This is a genomic window from Methylobacterium sp. AMS5, assembly GCF_001542815.1.
Lineage (GTDB): Bacteria > Pseudomonadota > Alphaproteobacteria > Rhizobiales > Beijerinckiaceae > Methylobacterium.
This window is the reverse complement of sequence record NZ_CP006992.1, coordinates 4,751,520-4,771,138: the sequence shown is the minus strand read 5'-3', so window position 1 is coordinate 4,771,138 and position 19,619 is coordinate 4,751,520. Positions and strand designations below refer to the sequence as shown.

Annotated in this window: 12 protein-coding genes; 2 read left to right on the top strand and 10 right to left on the bottom strand. The window is 64.3% G+C overall.

Annotation, left to right across the window (positions count from 1 at the left end; all coding sequences use genetic code 11):
- Positions 1–125: 125 nt before the first annotated feature.
- The 7 genes from Y590_RS21405 to Y590_RS21375 form a co-directional block, all read right to left on the bottom strand.
- Complete coding sequence (locus Y590_RS21405; RefSeq protein ID WP_144440030.1) at positions 126–1,505, bottom strand: hypothetical protein; 1,380 nt, start codon at positions 1,503–1,505, stop codon at positions 126–128.
- Positions 1,506–1,520: 15 nt separating this feature from the next.
- The gene (locus Y590_RS21400; RefSeq protein WP_144440029.1) at positions 1,521–2,954 is read right to left on the bottom strand and encodes a tetratricopeptide repeat protein; all 1,434 of its coding nucleotides are present in this window, start codon (positions 2,952–2,954) and stop codon (positions 1,521–1,523) included.
- A 534-nt stretch (positions 2,955–3,488) separates the two neighbouring features.
- The gene (locus Y590_RS21395; protein ID WP_060771617.1) at positions 3,489–4,865 is read right to left on the bottom strand and encodes a hypothetical protein; all 1,377 of its coding nucleotides are present in this window, start codon (positions 4,863–4,865) and stop codon (positions 3,489–3,491) included.
- Positions 4,862–11,149 carry an AAA domain-containing protein gene (locus Y590_RS21390; protein ID WP_201026753.1) on the bottom strand — a complete coding sequence of 2,096 codons (6,288 nt, stop codon included), beginning with the start codon at positions 11,147–11,149 and terminating at the stop codon, positions 4,862–4,864. Before Y590_RS21390 ends, Y590_RS21395 begins: the two co-directional genes overlap by 4 nt.
- Positions 11,146–11,787, bottom strand: a complete 642-nt coding sequence (locus tag Y590_RS21385; RefSeq protein ID WP_060771615.1) for a 4Fe-4S single cluster domain-containing protein — start codon at positions 11,785–11,787, stop codon at positions 11,146–11,148. The genes Y590_RS21390 and Y590_RS21385 overlap by 4 nt, the downstream gene beginning before the upstream one ends.
- Positions 11,787–13,664 carry an AAA family ATPase gene (locus Y590_RS21380; RefSeq protein WP_286161799.1) on the bottom strand — a complete coding sequence of 626 codons (1,878 nt, stop codon included), beginning with the start codon at positions 13,662–13,664 and terminating at the stop codon, positions 11,787–11,789. Before Y590_RS21380 ends, Y590_RS21385 begins: the two co-directional genes overlap by 1 nt.
- A gap of 606 nt (positions 13,665–14,270) precedes the next feature.
- Positions 14,271–14,519, bottom strand: coding sequence for a hypothetical protein (locus tag Y590_RS21375; protein WP_060771613.1), 249 nt, complete (start codon positions 14,517–14,519; stop codon positions 14,271–14,273).
- An 860-nt stretch (positions 14,520–15,379) separates the two neighbouring features.
- On the opposite strand from Y590_RS21375, the gene Y590_RS21370 reads away from it, so the two are divergent.
- Positions 15,380–15,931 carry a tyrosine-type recombinase/integrase gene (locus Y590_RS21370; protein WP_060771612.1) on the top strand — a complete coding sequence of 184 codons (552 nt, stop codon included), beginning with the start codon at positions 15,380–15,382 and terminating at the stop codon, positions 15,929–15,931.
- 137 nt (positions 15,932–16,068) lie between these two features.
- Here the strand turns inward: Y590_RS21370 and Y590_RS21365 are convergent, their stop codons facing one another.
- The 3 genes from Y590_RS21365 to Y590_RS21360 form a co-directional block, all read right to left on the bottom strand.
- Positions 16,069–16,788: a hypothetical protein gene (locus Y590_RS21365; protein WP_144440028.1), complete on the bottom strand. Its 720-nt coding sequence runs from the start codon at positions 16,786–16,788 to the stop codon at positions 16,069–16,071.
- Positions 16,789–17,219: 431 nt separating this feature from the next.
- Positions 17,220–17,459, bottom strand: a complete 240-nt coding sequence (locus Y590_RS27465) for a hypothetical protein (protein WP_245517645.1) — start codon at positions 17,457–17,459, stop codon at positions 17,220–17,222.
- Positions 17,460–17,887: 428 nt separating this feature from the next.
- Positions 17,888–18,688, bottom strand: a complete 801-nt coding sequence (locus tag Y590_RS21360) for a serine integrase family protein (RefSeq protein ID WP_135299833.1) — start codon at positions 18,686–18,688, stop codon at positions 17,888–17,890.
- A gap of 610 nt (positions 18,689–19,298) precedes the next feature.
- Between Y590_RS21360 and Y590_RS21350 the strand changes: the two genes are divergently transcribed.
- Complete coding sequence (locus Y590_RS21350) at positions 19,299–19,610, top strand: plasmid mobilization protein (RefSeq protein WP_060771608.1); 312 nt, start codon at positions 19,299–19,301, stop codon at positions 19,608–19,610.
- The last annotated feature ends 9 nt before the right edge of the window (positions 19,611–19,619 follow it).

Below are 19,619 nucleotides of genomic sequence, written 5' to 3'. Positions count from 1 at the left end.
GCGGACGCATGGCGTTATCGACCCAAATGACCGCAACGGGTCAAACTGTGCCGCATCGCACGCGCGCAAAGAAGCAAGCCTGCGGCGGCATCAGAGTGCGCGCGTGAGCCAATCTACTTAGCGACTTAAAAATCAGATGTAGAGACGCCTGCTCCCGCTCTCACTGGTGCTGCCGTAGGCGCGCTTCCGCTCGATCCCTCAGCGGTCGCAGGCGCCTTCGGCAGGCCTCCCTGCTGTATCATGCGTTGCTCAGCGGCTCCCATCGCGCGTCCAACTGCGTCGGCATCAGCCGCCCAACGTTGACTCCATGCCACGGCCACGACCTGCATCTTCGCCTTGGACCACGGATGCTCACCACGCCACGATAGGATCTCGGTAGCTCCCTTCAACTGAAGGTCGGCAGCCTGGGCTTTGACCTCCTCGTTGAAAGTGTCGAGGTTGTAGCTCTGCGTCGAGCCGTCGCTCATCCCGCGCTTCTCATACGCCTCCCGGGATTTCGTATTGGCCAGCACCCTTTCGCTGACGAACCGCTGGATGGCCGCCATGGCTGCTAAGTTCGCGCGGCTACGGTCGGCCGGCATCAGGCTAGTCTGAGGGGCCACGCCGAAGCCGACGATGACCCGCTCGCCATTCTCGTCCGTGAAAACGCGTGTCCCCATCGTATAGGCCAGCCAGTCCGGGTTTTTGGCTTTGATTGCCTCAAACTGCTGGCGGACGGGTGCCTGCGGCGTCTCTCGCTGTATCGTGAGGGTCGGATTCCAAATCGTCTCCGCGACCCCGGCGAGCTTCGGCGTCCAGATCAGACCAGTGAGGACATGGTACTTGCCCCCATCCTCCCGGCTCGGCCCTTCGCACTGGACAACGGTGAAGGCACCGGAGGCGAACATCTCCGCACTGCGTTCGATGCTCTGATTGATCCGCAACTGCTCAGTGGCGATCGCTGCGCGCTTCTGCGCCTCGGTTCCCCCTGACCATTTGGGATCGAACTTCTTGATCTCGGCGTCGAGAGCCTTGTCCGTGAGGACCAGTGACTTGTCGACGATGGAGAGCTGTTCAACGACCGGTCGCAGGGACGGCGGCGCGTCATCCCCACCAAAGGTCCTGACCGCCGCCGACCGGCTCGACCGCATCGTCGCGCGCATGGCCTCCGCCAACGACTTCCGGGCATTGATCTCGGCATAGCTGAAGGCGGCATTCCGGCCGACGAGCCAATTGCGCGACCCCACCGGTTCGTCCACTGGGGCCTGCTCGTGGGCGACATAGACGAAGTATCCGTTCTTCTTCTCGTTCTTGCCGTCTTCGAGTTTCTCCTTCGCCTTCCAGTCGGCCCAGCATTGTTCAATCGACGGAGGCTGCGCGCCGGCGGATGGGTGCGCTCCACCGTTGAGGGCCGCGGTCGCCTCGGCGTCACCGCCGGGCGCGCTCGTTTGAGCCAGGGCTGCCGCACTGACACCCAGGCACAGCGCGGCGGTCGCGCCTAAGGAAACAAGACGCTTCGCGTTCATCATATTCTTTCCTGTTCAGCGTCGACCGATGCCCCCGAGGGCACCACCCACGAGTCCCATGAACGCGCGAGCCGCCTGCTCATTCTGAAGCCGCTGCTGCTCGGCTTGCCGCTGGCCTTCCATCAGGCGGTCCACCCCCTCGGAGGCCTCGCGATGCCCCAGCCCCGCGGCCCGTTTGAAAAGACGATAGGCTTCCTCCTGCCCCGCCCCCTCGACGCGGCCCTTCGAGATCATCGTCGCCAAGCTGACCATGGCATCCGGATCGCCGAGGTTTGCCCCCTGCCGGAAGCTCGCAAGGGCGCCGGCCAGATCGTTGCGGCCCACCCGGGTGTCGAGAAGCGCCCAGCCATAATTGTCGTAGGCCGCGCGATAATTCTGTCGCATGAGGACCTGTAGCAGCGGCAAGGCTTTCCTGGGCTCCGACGCTTGGTAGGCCCGAGCCAGCTGGTATCGGTAGCGGCGCTCTTCCGGGTACTGCCGGGCAGCCATCTCGCAGGCCTCGACCGCTGGCCCACCCGCGCTTCGCAGGACCTCCCAAGCCACGCCGGCCGTGGTCTTGGGCCGATCAAGGTCATAAGGCCCTGCGGCAAACTGATCACACAGCTCCCCGGCTCGGGCTATCTTAGCTTGCCGCTGCGCCTCAGCCTCCCGCTGGGCGGCCTCTCTTTGCACGCGCTCGACGGCTTCGCGTTTCCCCCGCTCGACGCTTTGACGCCATTCGGTCACGACTCTCCGGTCGACGATAAGGAGCTTGTCGCCGGTCCGCGGATGAAAGCCGGAATTGTCGAAAAATTCGTAGTTCGAGCCTTCCCGCCAGTACCAAACTCGCGGCTGGCCGGTGACGGGATCGAACCAAGCAACGGTCGTGGGATCGACGGGCTTAGCAGGCCGCTGTTGCCGGGCAGCGCGCTCTTGCTCTTCCTTCCGGACCGTCTGCGACTTCGGCACGCAAACGGTAACCTCGGACTTGATTGAGAGAGAGCCGCCCGCTTCCGTGGTCTTCCGGTTTTCCTCCAGGATCTTCACCCGGACGAAACCAGCGAGGTTCGTCTGCTCAAGCTGCTTGAAGCGCTGCTCGGCATCGCTGTTCACGATCTCCGCACGGTTCTCGCGGGACGACTTTACCTCGACGCCAACAACTTGGCTGATAGCGAGCTGGTTCGTCCGATCGAGAGCCCGCTTTCGTGCGGCGTCCATCTCGGACCAATTGCCGAAGTCTTCGTCGACACTGACTGGAACAGTCTCTTGCCGGGCGCAGTCACTGTCGTCGTAGGCCAAAGCCGGCCCGAGCAGCAGGAGCAGTGCGGTAAAGCTCGCAGGCGTTAGACCACCGTGGAGTCGCCTCGCCGAACTTTTTAAAAGAACCACGGACGCAATCTCCTCGCCAACCGATCGTCCGAGGCGGCTTCGCGGACGGCCGTCCGCAGCATCAAAAGACGTGGCAGTCATCGCCCGCGCTCCGACTTTCCAACGCCACATGCCGCACTCGTTGAAATTGTATCCTGCTCCGTCATTAATTCCAGATCGGGGCTGCACCGTCCAGTGACGGACGTGACGAAATGGATCTTTCACCCGGATCAAGCTTTGGTAACCTGAACGATGGTCAAAGATTCTGCGTTGGCTGCCGCAGGCCCTACTCAAAAACGAGTTGGCTGCAATCCTGGGATTGGCCACATGAATAATGCGAGACTCAAGCGGTGATGCAATGGCAATTGTTCATGTGCTATTATAATAATCCTCAAAGTTTGATTGGAGTTTTTTAGGATACTATGCGTTTTGCTCAACGTACATTTTGCATCAGACCTGCGAATGATATTTCAGTTCGGATGAATTTTAATGTTAATTTTGAACTCTTGCCATATCAAACGCCAGATTAGGTTGTTAAATGCGCCAATGTAATTCGAATTATATGATAATATCCTCATCCAATTTGACAATAAATTCAATATTGATATTGATGATTATATGTTTATTTTCTTTATATCAGCTTCGAGGCAGTGCGCGAGTTTGTGGTTTTGTAATTTTGACCTCGGCCGATGGCGATGCGCTTGTCAGGCTGATTGTCTTGACGGCCTGCTCACCTGCGGGAAGGGCGCGTTCAATTTCGACATGGCCGCCATGATCCGCCAAGACCGAACGAAGTTCGTCAAATTGCCCACACCAGATTGTTTCTTGATCTTTATCGCGATTGGCATTTCGCGGACTGGACGGCCGGTCAGAACCGACTAACCGGGCTTGCATGCGCGATGCGTCGGCAGGAGCCGCGAATTCTACACCGTAATCGTCAGTGCCGGGGCGCCGTACGACAATGCGACCCTCCTTCGCCCAAGCCGCTTCCATTCCCTCCCGAACCTCGTAGCCGAGCGATGCCAGCCCTCCGAGCACAGCCCGCCGCCGCGCTACAGCAGAGACCTGCCGACGCCCTTCCTCGAGCAGCGTCTCCCCGTCAGTGATGCGCGCCCGCATCTTCGCGACATTTCTATCGGTGATCGCAGCATCGAGTTGAATGCTGCATGCATGCCCCCTTTCGGAAGACAGTGCAGCCAACTCAGCGCGAACTTGCATCGCTTTAGCGGTGGCAGCTTCGATGGCGCGTTCGTCTCGCAGGCGCCGTGCAGCCTCAAGAACGAGCGAGTCTGTCAGGAGGGCACGTCGGTCCGCCGAAGGCTCGGCGGAAATCGAGATCGCTCGCGCAGTCAGATCGGTGATGTCGACAAGTGTCGCGCACGTGCTCAACTCCGAGAGCAACCCGTCGAGCCGTTCCGCCTGAGGGTCAGATTGCGCATTCTCCTCGAGCCATTGAGCGAAAGCCGGGATAGGACCGCCGGCATTGAGCCGGGCTGCGAGGTCACTCTGGCCGGAGGATTGCGTCTTCGGCTGGCCTTGTACCAGCGTGGCGATGCTGGCCTCCACAGTACGCTGCATGGCATCCAAGTCAGCACCTGTGGCCGTCATCGCGCCTTCGATTGCAGCCGTGAGGGCTACCGGCACCGGTTGCCCGGCCTTGGCCAACGAGGCCGCGATCGAACGGGCCGCATCGAGCGTTCGCCGCTGCCGCGAACGTTGGGCCGCTTCGGCGGCGACCGCTTCGCTTCTCAGACGTTCGCCTTCGAAGCGGAAGTGTTCGATCGCTTGGGCTGCGTCCTTCTGAAGATCGACCCATTGCTCCGAGCGAAACATTGCTTCGAGGGTAGCCCGTCTCGCCGCCACCTGCGCCTCAAGGGCAGAGCTTGCCAGTCCGAAGCGATTTGCGCTGCGGAGCAGGTCGGCGGCGGCCTCGCCTACGAGCAAAAGCCAGCGCCGGCAGGTCGCTTCCAATTCCTCTCGAGTCACGACTCTGACGACCTTGGGACCGCTCATTCCGCCGCCTCCCTCACAATGGCTGTCGCAAGAGCCTCCCGAAGCCTTGCCCGCTCAGCTTCCGGCCGGCTGTACCAAGCGCTCGATGAGACGCGGTGCGTGCGCGGTACGGCGCGACCCAGCACCTTGGGCCGCCAGACTTCGCGGGCTCTCGCCTTTTGGAGGAGACGGTGGCGCGGGGAGTCGCATTCGATCCCGAGGCCGAAAAGACCTGTCCGTGGATCGACGATCGCATAGTCTAAGCCGAAGACGTCGGTTTCGTCAGCGGACGGTACCGGCTCGTAGCCGAGTTCGCGGATGTATCGCCCGACGGCCTGAGCCAATCCGTCGTGTTGGACAGCGCCGATTTTGCTCTTGCCCTGGCCCGGTGCGAGGCGCGTTTGTAGCGCCCGTGCGGCGGCGACGTCTCCGGATGCCATCTTCGCCGCGTAATCGAGATAGGCTTGAAGAAAGTCGCGGGGCTTGTGCGGCACGCGCCCAGCTGCGTGCCAGTCCGAGATTTCGCTGAACGGCATCGAGGTCACGACGACGATCTTCTCCCGGGCGCGCGTGACCGCGACATTGAGCCGTCGCTCGCCACCCGTCTGGCCGAGGACGCCGAAGAACCGGCGAAAGGCTCCCCGACGGTCACGGCCGAACGTGGTGCTGAAGACGATCCAATCGCGCTCGTCGCCTTGGACGTTCTCAACGTTCTTGACGAAGAAGCCCATGTCTTCGCCGCCCTGATTCCGTTCGCGTTCGGCCTTCAGCGCGGCGAGGAAGGTCGGGTCCGCCCCGGCGCGCTCCTCGATCTTGTCGGTGACGAGGTCGGCCTGCTTCTTATTGAAGGTCACGATGCCGATGCTCGGCCTCTCCGCGAAGGGAGCTGACCAACCTTCAGCCAAGAGCTCGACCAGGCGGTCCGCCTCCTCCGGGTTCGTCTGCGCGTCATAGACGCCGTCGGCCCGGAGTACCTCGATCGGCTTGCCGCGACGGATCTCCTCGTCGGGGTGCCGGGCGGGAACGCTGAGGCGGTTGCCGTAGAAGGCACCGTTCGAGAAGCCGATGAGCTCGCGGTAGGTCGATCTGTAGTGGATCTGCAATGTGGTGGCCGGCAGGCATCCTCGCGCAAGCTGCAGGAGGTCCGGGCACGCGGTGACGTCTTTCTTGTTCCAGGCATCTTCGAGCGCCGAGCGTTCGGCCTCGGTGGCCGCTTCATCGGGCTGCTCGTCGATCTCGTCATCGACCTCCTCCTCCGCTCTTCCAGAGAAGAAGGCGCTCGGCGGCATCTGCTTCTCGTCGCCAGCGACGACGACCCGTCGCCCGCGGAAGAGGGCAGGCACGGCCTGCTCGACGGGGATTTGTGACGCCTCGTCGAAAATCACGAGGTCGAAAATGCCGGGCTTCAGGGGAAGTAGGCGGCTCGCCACATCGGGCCCCATGAGCCAAACCGGCCGCAGGCGCATGAGTCCGAGGGCTTCCCCCTTCTCGAAGGCGCCCCGAAGGCTCATCGGGCGCGGACCCCGTAGAGCCGTCACGACATTCCAATCCGCTTGGCGGCCGATCGAAGCCGGATCGATGCCGTGAGCCAGCACCTTTCGGTTCAGATCCCGCATCTCCGTATCGAGCCGCGCCAAGTTTGCGACCTTGCGCCCCGTCTCGGCCATGTCGACCGAGAGTTCCGGATGCTCCGTCTCGATGCGCGTTTTCCAACCGAGCAAAGCCTCACGCCGAAGGGTTGCTCGCACCACTTCGTCGAGTGCTCCGGCCGGGGCGCGATTCAACACATCCGCGTGCGGCCGCAGAGCAGAAAACGCGGCGAGGCTTTCCGCGTCGAGCGCCGCCGCCCGCGTCCGGAAGCGCTGGAAGGCTGACAGCGTCGGCAGGGCTGCCATGATCGCTTGCACCGTTTGCGGCATGGAGCCGCCCCGACGGATGGCATCGATACAGCGTGTTGTCAGTTCGTCACTGAACGACGCTGCCAACGGCTCCAGGGCTCTGAGGCTCGCCTCGCGGGCGGCATGGCGTCGGAAGGCGGACTGGTAGCCGATTGCCAGAGCATGAAGGGCCGAACCGGAGGCGGACTCGATCACGTGCTCGGCGTCTGCGCGTCGCGGGCAGGACAAGGCCGCCTCGGAATCCTTCGCAGCTTCCCTGAGGGACGACGCGATGGCTGTTGTCTCGTCCCGTAGAGATTGCAGCGGTGCCGGTGTCGAGGCTGGCGCCAGCCCGAGGGTCGAGCGCAGGCTGTCGAGGCGCTTGCGCAGCGGCCTGACTATGACTTCCCGCGCCGTTGCCGCCGCAAGAGCCGAGAGGCCGGGTTCGTCGCCCGCCTGTCCGAGACCGATCAAGTAATCGCGGCAGGACTTCCTGAGGCGTCGCCGACGCGGCCTCAGCCTGCCGAAGAACCCGACCGGAGCCGTCGCCTCTCGCGCCTCGGCAGATCGGATCTGCAATTCCTGATCGGAGAGCGCGGCCACCGGCTCGAAGAGCTTGCCTTCTGCTTGGGCCGGCGCTGCATTCTGCAAGTCGGAGCCGAGGGCCGCGAGATCGCGGGCGATGCGGTTGCCGGGCGTCTCGTTTCCCGTCTCGCTCTTGAACAGCGGAAACCACGCACGAAGCCGCTCACGGCGTTCGTCGGTCATGGCAGCCAAATGCCGAGCCCCGGTGTCGAGCCAGGCTCGATGGGGAGTGGGATCCTCGATCTCGAAGGAGGGAGGCAAGTCGGCGAGCAGGGCTTCGCGGGCTTCCTCCGCCGCACCGAAGCTGGCGAGGGCCACCTGGAATTCCGTGATCGTCGCGTGATCGACTGGGAACGGCTTCAACGCTGCCAGGGCGCTGCCCTCGAAGGCCGACGCGAGCCACAAGGACGCGTGGGGCCCACATTCCTCTTCCAGACGCGCCACGGCAACGGCTCCGACGTTCGCCAGCATACGGCGCAGGTGAGGAGCATCGATCGCGAGACCGTCTTCTTCGATCGCGAGAAGCTCGCCCAACATCTGGCGGTAAGTCAGGCCCGCCGCATCATCCACGACGTGGAGGGTCTCGTGTCCGCGGTCGAGATCCTTTTCAACGAACTCGATGCGTGCCGCCGTGGTATCCCGCTGCTTCCGTAGGGCGGCAAAAGCTTCGACAGCGCCGGCAGCTAGGGCCGCAACCTGATCTCGCAGCGCACGGAAAATGCCCTCGCGGTCGCGGTTGATATCGTTGACCATGAAAAGGCGCTCTCCGAGCCCCTCCGCGTCCATCCGCTTTTGCACCACCTTGAGCGCCGCCTGCTTCTGGCAGACGACCAGAGCGGTCTCACCGCGCCCAATGACGTCAGCCAGGATGTTGACTATCGTCTGGCTCTTGCCGGTTCCGGGCGGTCCCTCGACGAGGAGGCCTGGCGCCAGCCGCGATGCGAGAACCGCCGCGTCCTGCGACGGGTCGCCTTCCGCCGTGCCGAAGCGGTCACGTTCTGGCACGGGGTCCGGTTCGAGAGCTGCGGGCGTGCCGGAGACCCTGAGAGCGGGATCCAGGGCCGTCCCGGCCACGGGCTGGGCGCGCAGCTGGCGGAGATCCTCGACGAGCGATTGACCGGCAAACTCGGCGTTGAACAGCACTGCCGAAGGACACAACGCCATGGGCACCGCAGGAACCGCATCCTTGCCCGGCAAGCGGGTGAGGGCGTGTCCCTGTGGTTCAGCGAGATGGCCAAACCCATCCATTGCCTCGCCAAGCCGCAGAGCGGGCCGCTTCAAGAGGTCTTCGGCTGCCGAACGCCATTGCGCGAAGGCCTCTTTGCCGAGGAGCCCTTCGAGTGCTGGATTGAGCCGCACCTCCTCACGCCCACGGTCGAAGGCCAGACTTACCGTTTGACCCGCACCGCTCGGCAGATCGATCGATACCGGCCACAGCAGAATGGGCGCGATGCGCGGCTTGGTGTTGGTCCGTCCGGGACGCATGTCGCGGGCGTGCAGTATCGGAAAGCCAAGATACCGTCCGTCGATGCCCGTATCGCGAACGAAGGTCTGGGCGTAATTGACGAGGTGACGAAGGCGGTACGCGATGTTCTGATCCGCTGTCAGAGCGTCGGGATCGATCGGCGTCGCGGCTTCGCCCCGAGCCAGGATCTGGTTCAGCAGCGCCTCGGCCGGGCGCGAGCCTGATCCGAGTTCCATCAGGTCGAGCCTGGGCGTGGTCTTGCCCAGCACGAAGCGGACGAGTGGACCACGGCCCACCGTGGCGGAGAGCCGCTTCTCGAAGACGTCCATCAGTTTGGCGACGTATTGCTGCCGCGGGGGCTCCTTCCACTGGTTTTCGGACACCGCCAGCAGGGTCGCCGCCCGCGCCAGCGGCATCCTGCGTTCGACTCGATAAGCATCGGCCCACTCGTCGATCGCGGGATTGCCGCAGCGGGCGAAATTGGCGATGCGCGCATCGACCGCCGTGAAGATCTCGCGCCGAGAGGCAGCAAGCGTTGTGCGCAGTGCAGCCTCGTCCGTCGGTATGCCAGCCGAAGCAGCGGCCGTTCGCGTCGCTTCGACCAGCGCCTCCATCGGCACGAACTGATGGAGAGCCGCGCTGATGAGGATGATCACGTCCTCGTCGCTAAGCCGGGACCGCTCGACGAGCATGGCGAGGCCGGCATGGTCCGTGTCGGGAAACAGGACGCGTCTCGCCTCACGCTCGGCGTCCAGATTGGCCCGCGATGTTGCAAGCAGCGCGACGCGAGCCCGATCTTCGTCGAGTTCGACCTCAAGACGTTGGGCGCGCTCCCGGACGGCGGCCGCACGGGCTCTGAGGCGGGGAAGCCATGCCTCGCGCCCGAGCCGTTCCACGTGTCTCGGTGCATCGCCGGTCACCAGAGCATAGCCCTGCTCTGGATGCGCCATCAGCCAAGCGGGGGTGACGATCTCGCCCCGGACCGACAACGGCAACGCCGGGTTCATGGCCATCATGGCGATCGCGTGCCGCAGATCCGTGTCGAGGCCGTCGGCCGTCGAAGCACTCCTGACCAGCGAGAGGATGCGCGCATCCTCCTTGCGCTCTGCCAGCCACGTCGCCGTGGTCCCGTTGGCCGTCAGCGTCGCCGCTTCCTCCCAATTTCCGGCTTCGGCCGCCGCGAGCGCGAACGTCGCCGGGTCGGTGAAATTCCGACCCGCAAGACGGATAGCGGGCCCTGCTCGCTCATCGGGTTCAGGTTGGCCCGGTGAGAGCAGTGGAGGCGGTGCCCCATTGAGCCAGGCGCTGACCTCCCGGCCTCCCCAGCGTCGGTTCGGGTCGCGGACGAGCAATCCACGAAGGAGCGTCCTGATCTCACCGTCGATTGTGTCGGGGATGGAAATACCGCGCGTGACGACATGCAGTCGGAAAGCGAGGTCTTCGGTCCCGGCGAAGCACGCCCCACGCGTTGCATGTTCCAGGACGATCATCCCGAGCGACCACCAGTCCGACGCGGCGCTCACCGCGCCGACAATGGCCTCGGGGGCGGAGTAGCGGGACAATTCGAGCGGCGCGACCTGTTCCAGATCGAAGTCCGACAGCCTTGCCGAGCCCCATCCCGTGACGACGAGATCGAAGCTTTCGGGATCGCGGATAAGCACGGTCGCCGGCCGCAGGTCGCGATGCCGTAATCCTGCTTCGCTGAAAGAGTGCAGGGCCCGACCAAGCTCATCGATGGCCGTGCGCAGCCTTTCCGGCTCCAACCATCCCGCGGCGGCGAGCGAGCCGTTGGGCATGGGCTCGACCGCCTCGAAGGTACGCCCGGCGATGCGTCCTGTCGCGAGAAGCTCCGGGACGTGGTCCGTGGGCAGGCGCCGCAGGGCCTCGTGTACGGCGGGGTCGGGCTCGCTCCCCACGTGGTAGTGGACGATCCGGGCCGGACGGCCATCGGCTTCCCGCACGGCGTCGTAGACATCCCAAGGACCCGTTGCGGTCCCCGCTGCCGCTCGACGGATATCCCGAAAACCCTCGAAGGCGGGGGAGTCTACTTCCTCGATGGGCCGATCGGGCTCTGGAGCAGGTTCCGGATCGCTGAGGTGGTCCTCCGCGATCTCGCCGCCGCAGACCATGCACATCTGGTCCCCAGGCTCCACTGGATGACCGTTGACGCAGCAAGGCGTCGACGCGACGGGCCGCGGTTCCGGCGACGGGGGATCGACTATGGGCGTAGGCTGCTGAGAACTGCCAGCGGGGCGCAATTCTTCATCGCCAATGTAGTAGTGGCAATTCTCGCAGGTGATTTCCGACGGAGGGCGCTCACTGCCACAAGAGGGGCAGACGCGGACGATCACGGTAAGATAGCTGGTCGTATCGGTCACCGCACGTCCTCTGTCGTCGCCGCTGAATGACCGGCGGCTTTCAGCGCCGCAGCAAGCTTTACCATGTCGCCCGGTCGCGGAATGCCGACCAGGAACGCGTCACCGGTGTCGTCGTCGAAGAGCACGTCGAGAGCGCGCGCTCCGGCAGGCAAGGGGGCCTCATAGGCCGAGAAGTGCTCCACGCCCCGCGCGGTCAGAGGCACAAGACGTTGGTTATCGCTGCCACGAAGCGCGAGCGTCTGTGGGGCATCGCGCACGAACGGGTCCGCGATGATGGCATCGATCAGGCCACCGAGTTTAGACAGCTCGGGCTCCAAGTCCTCGAAGGCGCGCCCGGAATAGACGAGGACATTTCCGCCGCCGAGCCGGTGCCAGCCGCGCAGAAGCGCGGCGAGCGCTTCGGGCTGCTCGAACGGTTCGCCGCCCGATACCGTCAGGCCATCGGCCAACGACACGGTTGGTGCGAGCGCATCCAGCACATCGGCAACCGTCGTCATGCCCTTGCCGACCGCCCAGGTATCCATCGACACGCAGCCGGGGCACCGGATCGAGCATCCCTGAAACCAGACGCCGACTCGCTGACCGGGGCCGAGCGTCGTGATGGGAAAATGGATACGAGAGAGCGCCAGGGCAGTCATCAGCTCGGCTTCCCGGATTGGATGAGCTCGATCACCGTCCCACCCTCGGGATGCACATGAAGCGCGGTGATGCTGAAAGCGTCTCCAGTGGTGGCATCGCGATCGAACAGGGCTCGGGCAAGCGGGCTGATCAACCCACTCTCGACCTTGTTGCGAATGCCACGACCGCCATTGGACAGATCGCTGAGACAGGCCCGCCTCAGGGCAGCGCGGGCATCGTCGGTGATGGTGACAGCGATGCCCTGATCCGCATCGATTCCGCGAAGTACGTCATCGACTTGACCCTCGAAAATCAATTCGGCGATGTCGGGTCTGATGAAGTCGAAGACCAAAATATTGTCGCCGATCCTGTTCAGGATCTCGGGGCGATTCAGAACGAGCTTGAAATGCCGGTCGATCTCCGTACGCACCTTCGACTGGACGTCGGAGAAGGCGTCCTCGGCTGTGACGTTTGCCATACGAGATCCATCGGCTTCCAGGCGATAGATGCCGAGGTTCGACGTGAAGATGATGAACGCCTCTGAGAAATAGACCCGATCGCCGCGGCCGCTGGTGAGCACCCCGTCGTCCAGCACCTGCAAGAACTTGTCGAGGATGCGCGGATGCGCCTTCTCGATTTCATCGAAAAGCACAACCGAGAACGGTCTTTCGCGGATCGCATTCGTGAGTTCGCCACCGACGTCGTAGCCGACATAACCCGGTGGCGCCCCGATCAGGCGCTGGTCGGAGTGCTCTGCTGAGAACTCGGACATGTCGAAGCGGATATACGCCGTCTCGTCGCCGAAAAGCAGGCTCGTGAGCGCCTTCGCGAGTTCAGTCTTGCCTACACCGGTTGGGCCAGCGAGGAAGGCCACGCCGCGAGGGCGGCTACCGCGCCGGGGTGCTCCCACGCCAGTGACCGCGCGCTTGACGATATCGAGCATGTGCGTGACGGCATGGTCCTGGCCTTTGACGCGCGCCTGGAGCGTAGCCGTGCCGTTTCGAACCTTCGTGCGGTCGATCCGTCGCCAGGGATCTTCGCTCACTCCCACCTTGTAACGCCGGACTGCATCGCCGATCGCGGAAAAGCCGATGCCCTCGCTTCGGGCGAGTTGCGCGATGGCGGACATGTCGACCAATAGCATACCGTCCGTGCCATCGACGAAGGCGCCTACGGCAGCCTCCTTCTCATCCGCGCACGCATCGGCATGGCCAGCAAGGCTTCTGAGTAGGATTCGGGCAAGAACACCGCGCGCGAGATTGTCAGGTTTGCCGATCGGGATGTGTCTGATCCGGGGATTGTCGATCAAAAACCAATCCGGCAGGTCGCCTTCCTTGTCGACGACCCAGACAACGGAGTTGAAGAACGGGCGCGGCGGCGTTCCAATCGGCCGGGAGCGCGCGACGTGGGAGGCGACGAGCGCCTGCATGAAGGCTTGATGCTCTGCGGCGCTCAGGGCATCGTTGCGAATGATCAGTCTTGACGCGAAGTCGATCAGCAGAGCGATCGGCTCACCGGATCTCCCCGCGTTTCGCGCGAGTGTCATAGCGAGCAGTTCGATCCCGGCGGGTGCATATCCCTGCGCATCTGTCTGCAGGCCCAGCGCCGCCATCGCGTTCAAGGCAGCTTGGGGCTCCTCCCCAGGCGCCAGCAGAGGGCGAAAGCCGGTGACGGGGTCGAAGTAGAGCACAACGGCGAAGCCCGCTTCCCGCAGTTCGCTCCGTAGCGCCGCCGTGAGCGAGACAGGGACAGACGCTCCCGGCGTCACATCCGACAGCTGATGATCCCGGACATTGCCGGATACGACGAACTGCGGCTTGAGCGGGAGAAAGCGCCGTAAGTCACGCAACCAGCGTGGCTTTTCTGTTGCTGGCGCAGCCAAGACCGGATTTGTCACTCGTTCCCGCTCTGCTGCGCCGACATGGCTGACCTATGGTTGCGAGCATCTACGTGACGGGATGCCTGTCAAGGACCGTAGAGCAACAGTTTCCGGCAACCTGAAATTGGCGCTACTCACGCGATTAGGTACCATTTGGCGTCATTGGGTTCGACAGGAGCCGGAGTACATCTACTAAAGCCAACAAGCCGATATGTTGCTAGATACGGCCTGCGGATCTCCTTTTTTAGCGATCACAACTTTGCCCCTCCGCATCCGTCATCGCCACGGCGCCAACCAGCTTGCGGCCGAGTTTCCTAGTTTGCAAGCCCGAGGCGGTATGCCGTCGTAGATGGCAAGGCAGGCTGCGTATCGCCGCTTCTGCTAAACCGGCGGCTTCGACGGCTACGAGGGGCGCATGCCGCTCAATCCGGACGAGAAACCCTCCAATCGTATTCCAATGTGACTTCGAGTTCTGCCTTCTGCTTGACCGTGCTGGTGGAGCACGCTCCGTTTATTGACATACGCGAGCGTCCAGCCGAGGTCTGTCGGTTTACGGGAGCATGTTCGCCCCCGTTCAGCAAGCAGGGCACATGTTCTCATGTTCTCAGAATGGAGCCGATTACGTCAGGGCTCTGTACAGAGCGCTTCAGCCTCCCGCTTATGCGTGATGCCATCGTATCCTGGGCAGCCGGTGAGCGCGCCGTCGCGGATCTCGCGCATGGCGAACAGCAGCAGCAAGGTAGCCAGCAGCGTCAAGACGGCCCAGGCAGCGAGGTCCGATAGGCGCTCGCTTGGCAGGAGCATGTTGGCAGCGCGACGCAGCCGCTGCCGGGACCGGCGAGGGTGCGAAGAGGAGCGGCGGCTCTCGGACATCGGCTGGGCTCTGCAGGTAGAGGGGTACGACAGGGATCAGCCGAGCCAGCCACCAACCATCATGGCGAACAGGTAGGTGACCAAGACGAGGGCGACGCACACGGCGAAGCTTTCAGGGGTCGGCTCTCGCCTCATCGCGGCGCCAGCCGCTCCAACGGAGGCTCGTCGAAACCGACCTCAGTTGCGGCCCCGGAGCGGTCATCCCACGACAGCGTCGTGCGATGTCGGTCGCCCGCGTTGGACATCACCATCCATCTCGCGGTGATATCCAACGCGGGGAAGCAGCTTTGCATGAGAGGAGACCGCACTAGCAGGTGCGTTGGATATCTTCTCGCGTCGAATACCGCATGCTCACCAACGCCTTAGCACTGCGTTGGATATCACGCGCGGCTCGGCGAGCGCGGCCGGCGCAGCGATCAGAGACAGTCGCCGAAAGCATAGAATCGCGTGCGATGGCACACATTGATCTTTACGCAGCCTCTCACCGGCGCTACACAAGCATCATCGCGTCGAACAGAATTGCCAATTCTGTCGCACCTTGATCAATAACGTCTTTTTAGCTTGCAGAGGCCTAGCAGGCTGCGGTACAAGCGCGGCTGTTGCATCCCGCCACAGAGCGCGCCAGGCGCCTCCAAGGCGGCGCCGAACAAAATTGGCAATTCTGGTCACACAGGCACGGGCTGCACTGCCGCGTGCGAGGACGCGCCGCCATGGCCCACACACCAGCTCCATCCGGCTTGTCGGGCCGACCGTCACGGCTGCATGATCGGCCACCCGGCCGGGCTGTTTCCCACCGCGTTGCCAATCCCACGGGAAGCGCGGAGAGGGACCGCTCCACTCGCCGCCCCGGCCCCTCCCGCATGTCGCTTCACACCGAGCAGGGTCGGCGCAAGTATCTCACGCCTGACGAGCGGGCCCGCTTCCTCGCAGCCGCATCCCGTCAGCCACCCGAGACCCTCACCCTCTGCCTCGTGCTGGCATGGACCGGGTGCCGCATTTCCGAGGCCCTAGCCCTCACCCACGCCGATCTCGACCTAGCAGGCGGCATCGTCAGCCTGCACTGCTTAAAGAAGCGTCGAACGGGCGTCATGCGTGACGTGCCGGTACCCGAGGGCGTGATGGCTATCCTCGACTTCGTGCACGACATCGGACCGTCGGAGCAGCAGCTCTGGCCGATCAGCCGCAGTACCGCCTGGCAGCGGGTCAAGGCGGTGATGCGAGAAGCCGGTGTCGCCGCCTCGGCCGCCTCGCCGAAAGGCCTGCGCCACGCGTTTGGCGTCCACGCGCTGCGCTCCGGTGTGCCGCTCACCCTGCTGCAGCGCTGGCTCGGACATGCGAGCCTATCGACCACCGCGATCTACGCTGACGTGCTGGGAGCCGAGGAACGCGAGATCGCCGCCCGGATGTGGTAGCGCTTTTGCCGAAGAACCGCGCTCCGTCGCACCCTTCGGAGGCGGCGCGGCGGGAACGTGGGCTGAGTCATGCCGAGCATCGCGCGATCGGCATCGCCGCTCGATTAGTCCGGTCGCGGGTTCTGAGCGATCCGAGTCTACTTGTCGGACGCCGCCCGTTTCCGTACTCGATGCCGGCGTTGCCGCTCCGCGGGCGTCATCGCGGTCGCCCCGAGCGCCCGACGCCCCGGTCTTTTCATCGTCGGCGCAACGGGAAGGCCCTCGCCCTCCAGTTGTCGGATCCAACGCATGATCACGCCGGGCGTCAATTCGTCCGGCCGCGTCATCATCAGCAGCACCACGGCCGAGAGCTTCGGGGCCTTCGTATCACGGCTCAGGCTCCGCATCAGCCACAACACGCCGGTGAGGCCGTACTCCCGGTAGGCACGCCGATGATAGACGACGACGAACGGCCAGCGCTGTCGCTCGCGATAAGTCGCGATGTTGGCTGTGACCGTGACGCTCTCTATGCCGGGAGGGGCCGAAGCTGAGTCTTCACCCCTCTGGAGGATCGACGCTCTCTTCCTGAGCCGGTTGGCCACGGCTCGCCTGTATCGTTCGCAGATCGGGTCGATCCGCTCCTTCAGGTGGCGCGCGTACTCCGATCGCATTTCGTCACAAAGGCTCTCCAGCCCGTTCTTCGTCACCGCATCGCACCGGAACGGCTTTATCGTGCCAGACAAGATGGCCAGTCTCCCTAAAAGCGAGCGCCGCCCATCTTTTGTGACCGATTCCGTGACGGGGCGCCAGGGCTGCCGCCGACCCTTTTCGTGATGCAATGCGTGACAGATCTCGGGTTCCGGCGCTGCGGCCGACACCGAAGTTTCGTGACGATATCGTCACGCGCTCGCACCCGACCGGATGATCGCTGTCGTCCTGCCCGCTGACCGTCGCGGGTCGGCAACAAGCGGCTTCGCCTAGCTGTAGGGTCGATGAGGCACGCGAAACGGGCGCGATCGGTTGCCCCGTCGCACCCGCGGCTCGCACTTGCCATAGGCCGAAGGATGGGCATTCGCTACGCGGCGACGTGGTACAGGCCGAGGACGTCCTCGATGGTGTCGCGCCTTGCCGATGTCACGCCACGGGCGCGACGGGTCTCATTCCGCAGGATGTCGTGGACGTCGTCCGGTCGTTCGGCCCAGGCGTCGCGAGCAGATCGAGCAGGACGGCCTCCAAACGCTGCCTCACCGCGATGTCGCCGTGACCGCCGCGGTGATCGCGCACCTCCGGCTCGGTGACCGTGTCGCGATCAGGACCGAACGCGTCGAGGTCGGGAACACCACATCACCCCCTGGCCCCCCAGGATCAGCGACGCGCAGATGGTCGGGGTCGGTGTACAGTGCTGGCAGGGCCGCCTGATCGTAGATCGTGGTGAGGCTCGGATCGATGCCACGGCGGGATCGTCGCGGGCGAGGTCGATGACGTGGCGGGTGACGCGCTTGGGATCGTCGGCGTTTTCGGTGAGCGCCTGCGCGTCGGCGATCAGCACGAAATAATCGTGGCGTGCTGGAGGATGACGCGATCGCGCTGGCTGCCGCAGAACTGGCCGAGATGCAGCGGTCCGGTCGGGCGATCGCCCGTGAGAATAGCAAGACACGGGTGAGTAGGGATATCAGACACGGATGGTTCGCCTAACGGGAGCCGCAGTGTCGGGAGAGCTATCGTGATTGCGAACGAGCCTGCCGAACGACAGCGGTAGACTCGTCCGCTTGGGATGACATTCGGTAGCGCGCCTGGAAAGGAGCGCCACTCGAGATCGCAGGATGTCGCGGCCAGGAACGTCTTGGCCGCGTTGCCTCATATCCGCTGCCGTGAGGCCAGGGCCGTTGCTTCAACGGCGTCAGCAGCGGGAAGCATCGACGGCAGCTCTGCCCACGGCGGATCGCGTCGCGGGCAGAGCGACGGTGACACGATCGTTCAAAGCAGCGTGCCGGGCTCGGGCCGCACATGGGCCTGAACATCGTCTCGCGCTGGGGTCGTCGTACCGATCCCGCTCCAGGTGATGTTCGTCTCGCGCGGACGATCGACCTTCGCGTTAGCAGGTGCGGTTCGCGTCAGCATGTCGATCGACCGTCTCTGTGCCTCCGCCACGGAAAGGCCATCGATCGCCGGCGAGGCCGTGCTTTGCGGCTTCGCCAGGGCCGGACCGGCAGCCGTGGCCGGGTTCGCCATGTGGGCGGCCGGACCGGTCGGCGCGACGCTCCCCGGGGTGTTGAGCAGCGGGGCTGATGGTGGGACTACCGTCCCCCGAGCCTGAGCCTCCAAGCTGGGGCCGACCGGCGCTGCCGTCACGGGCGTGGCCGCGCCGCGTGGCGGCAGATCCGGCTGCGCGCCGGTGGGCCGTGTCGATGGGACGACGTTCGGCCTGTCCTGTGATCCGGCGCCTGTCGCACTCCGGGGCGCGGGCGGCGTCGGGTTCTTGGCCGTCTGACCCTTCTTTTTCGCCGTGTGCGATTGAGCTTCGGTGAGGTAGCGCTGCAGTTGCCGTGCACTCAGCGAGCGACCGCCGAAGATCAGGCGCTTGGCGATCTCGTCGAGCGAATGCCCCGCCTTGAGCAGCGCCCGGATCTCGGGCGCGAGTTCGGCCACCGCTTTGGCCGTGGTCATCCGCTCCGGTGGCGGCAGCGGTGTCTCCTGCTTCATCGCGGCCAGGGCCGCGCGGTTGGCGTCCATCTCGTTCGGCAGGATCGGCATCGGTCGGGTTCGGGCTTTGGTCATCGCATGTCTCACGGTTTGGTGGTGGGCTGGTCGGACCGCTTGGCTGCTGACCCGACACGCGTATGGTCACGCTTGTTGCAAGCTTTGGCAACGTGTCCACACCGATTCGGTCGATAAATTTTGGCCTCACCATCATCTCGGAAGCTGCGAATCGCTATTCGCGAATCGAGCATATTTGACATCAAGCTTTGCCTTGCGCTTATCCTGCACCGGAACCTGCGCTGTGCCTGGAGAGCGGGCGCGAGGCGGTCGAAGCTGCGGAGTTGAGCCTGTGTCGATCTACGTAGATGCCGATGTACGCGCCCCAGGTGGGGCGATGGTGCCGGAGCAGGGCCGCGGGTGTGCGAGCCTAGCCGTCGCTGTCCGTGCATGGATGGGCCGGTCATCGCTGTCGCTCACCGGGTCTACCCAGAAGGACGGTCCCAGGGAGAAAGAGGCGGGCAGGGAGAAAGAGGCGGGCAGGATGCTCTTTGCTATCCGCGCCGGCCAAGCCGGGCGCGAGCAGCAACGAGACGGGGCCGTTCGGCGCTGACGCTTCTCACCTTCCCCTCAGCCTGCCGGGGCGAGCCCCTGGACCCCGTTCCCTGAAGTACTCCCAGAGAGGACGCCGATGCCCGGCCAACGCGGATCAGAGACGCGGAAGCTGACTCAACAGGTCGGGATCCGGCTCACGCCCGAGCAGTTCGAGCACCTCGTCGGAGAGGCCCATGCCGCCGGCCTCACGCTCGCCACGCTCACCCGAAAGCGGCTGCTCGGCTTGCACATCACCGCGCAGGTCGATGGCGAACTGATCCGGGAGCTGCGCCGGCTGGGAGGGCTCGCGAAGCTCGCCATTCGCACGCCGGGAATGGCGGAAGCGGGACGCCTCGCGCTCGCCGACATCCGCTCGGCCATCGCGCATCTGGCCGAGCCGCCGTCGTGATCGGCAAGC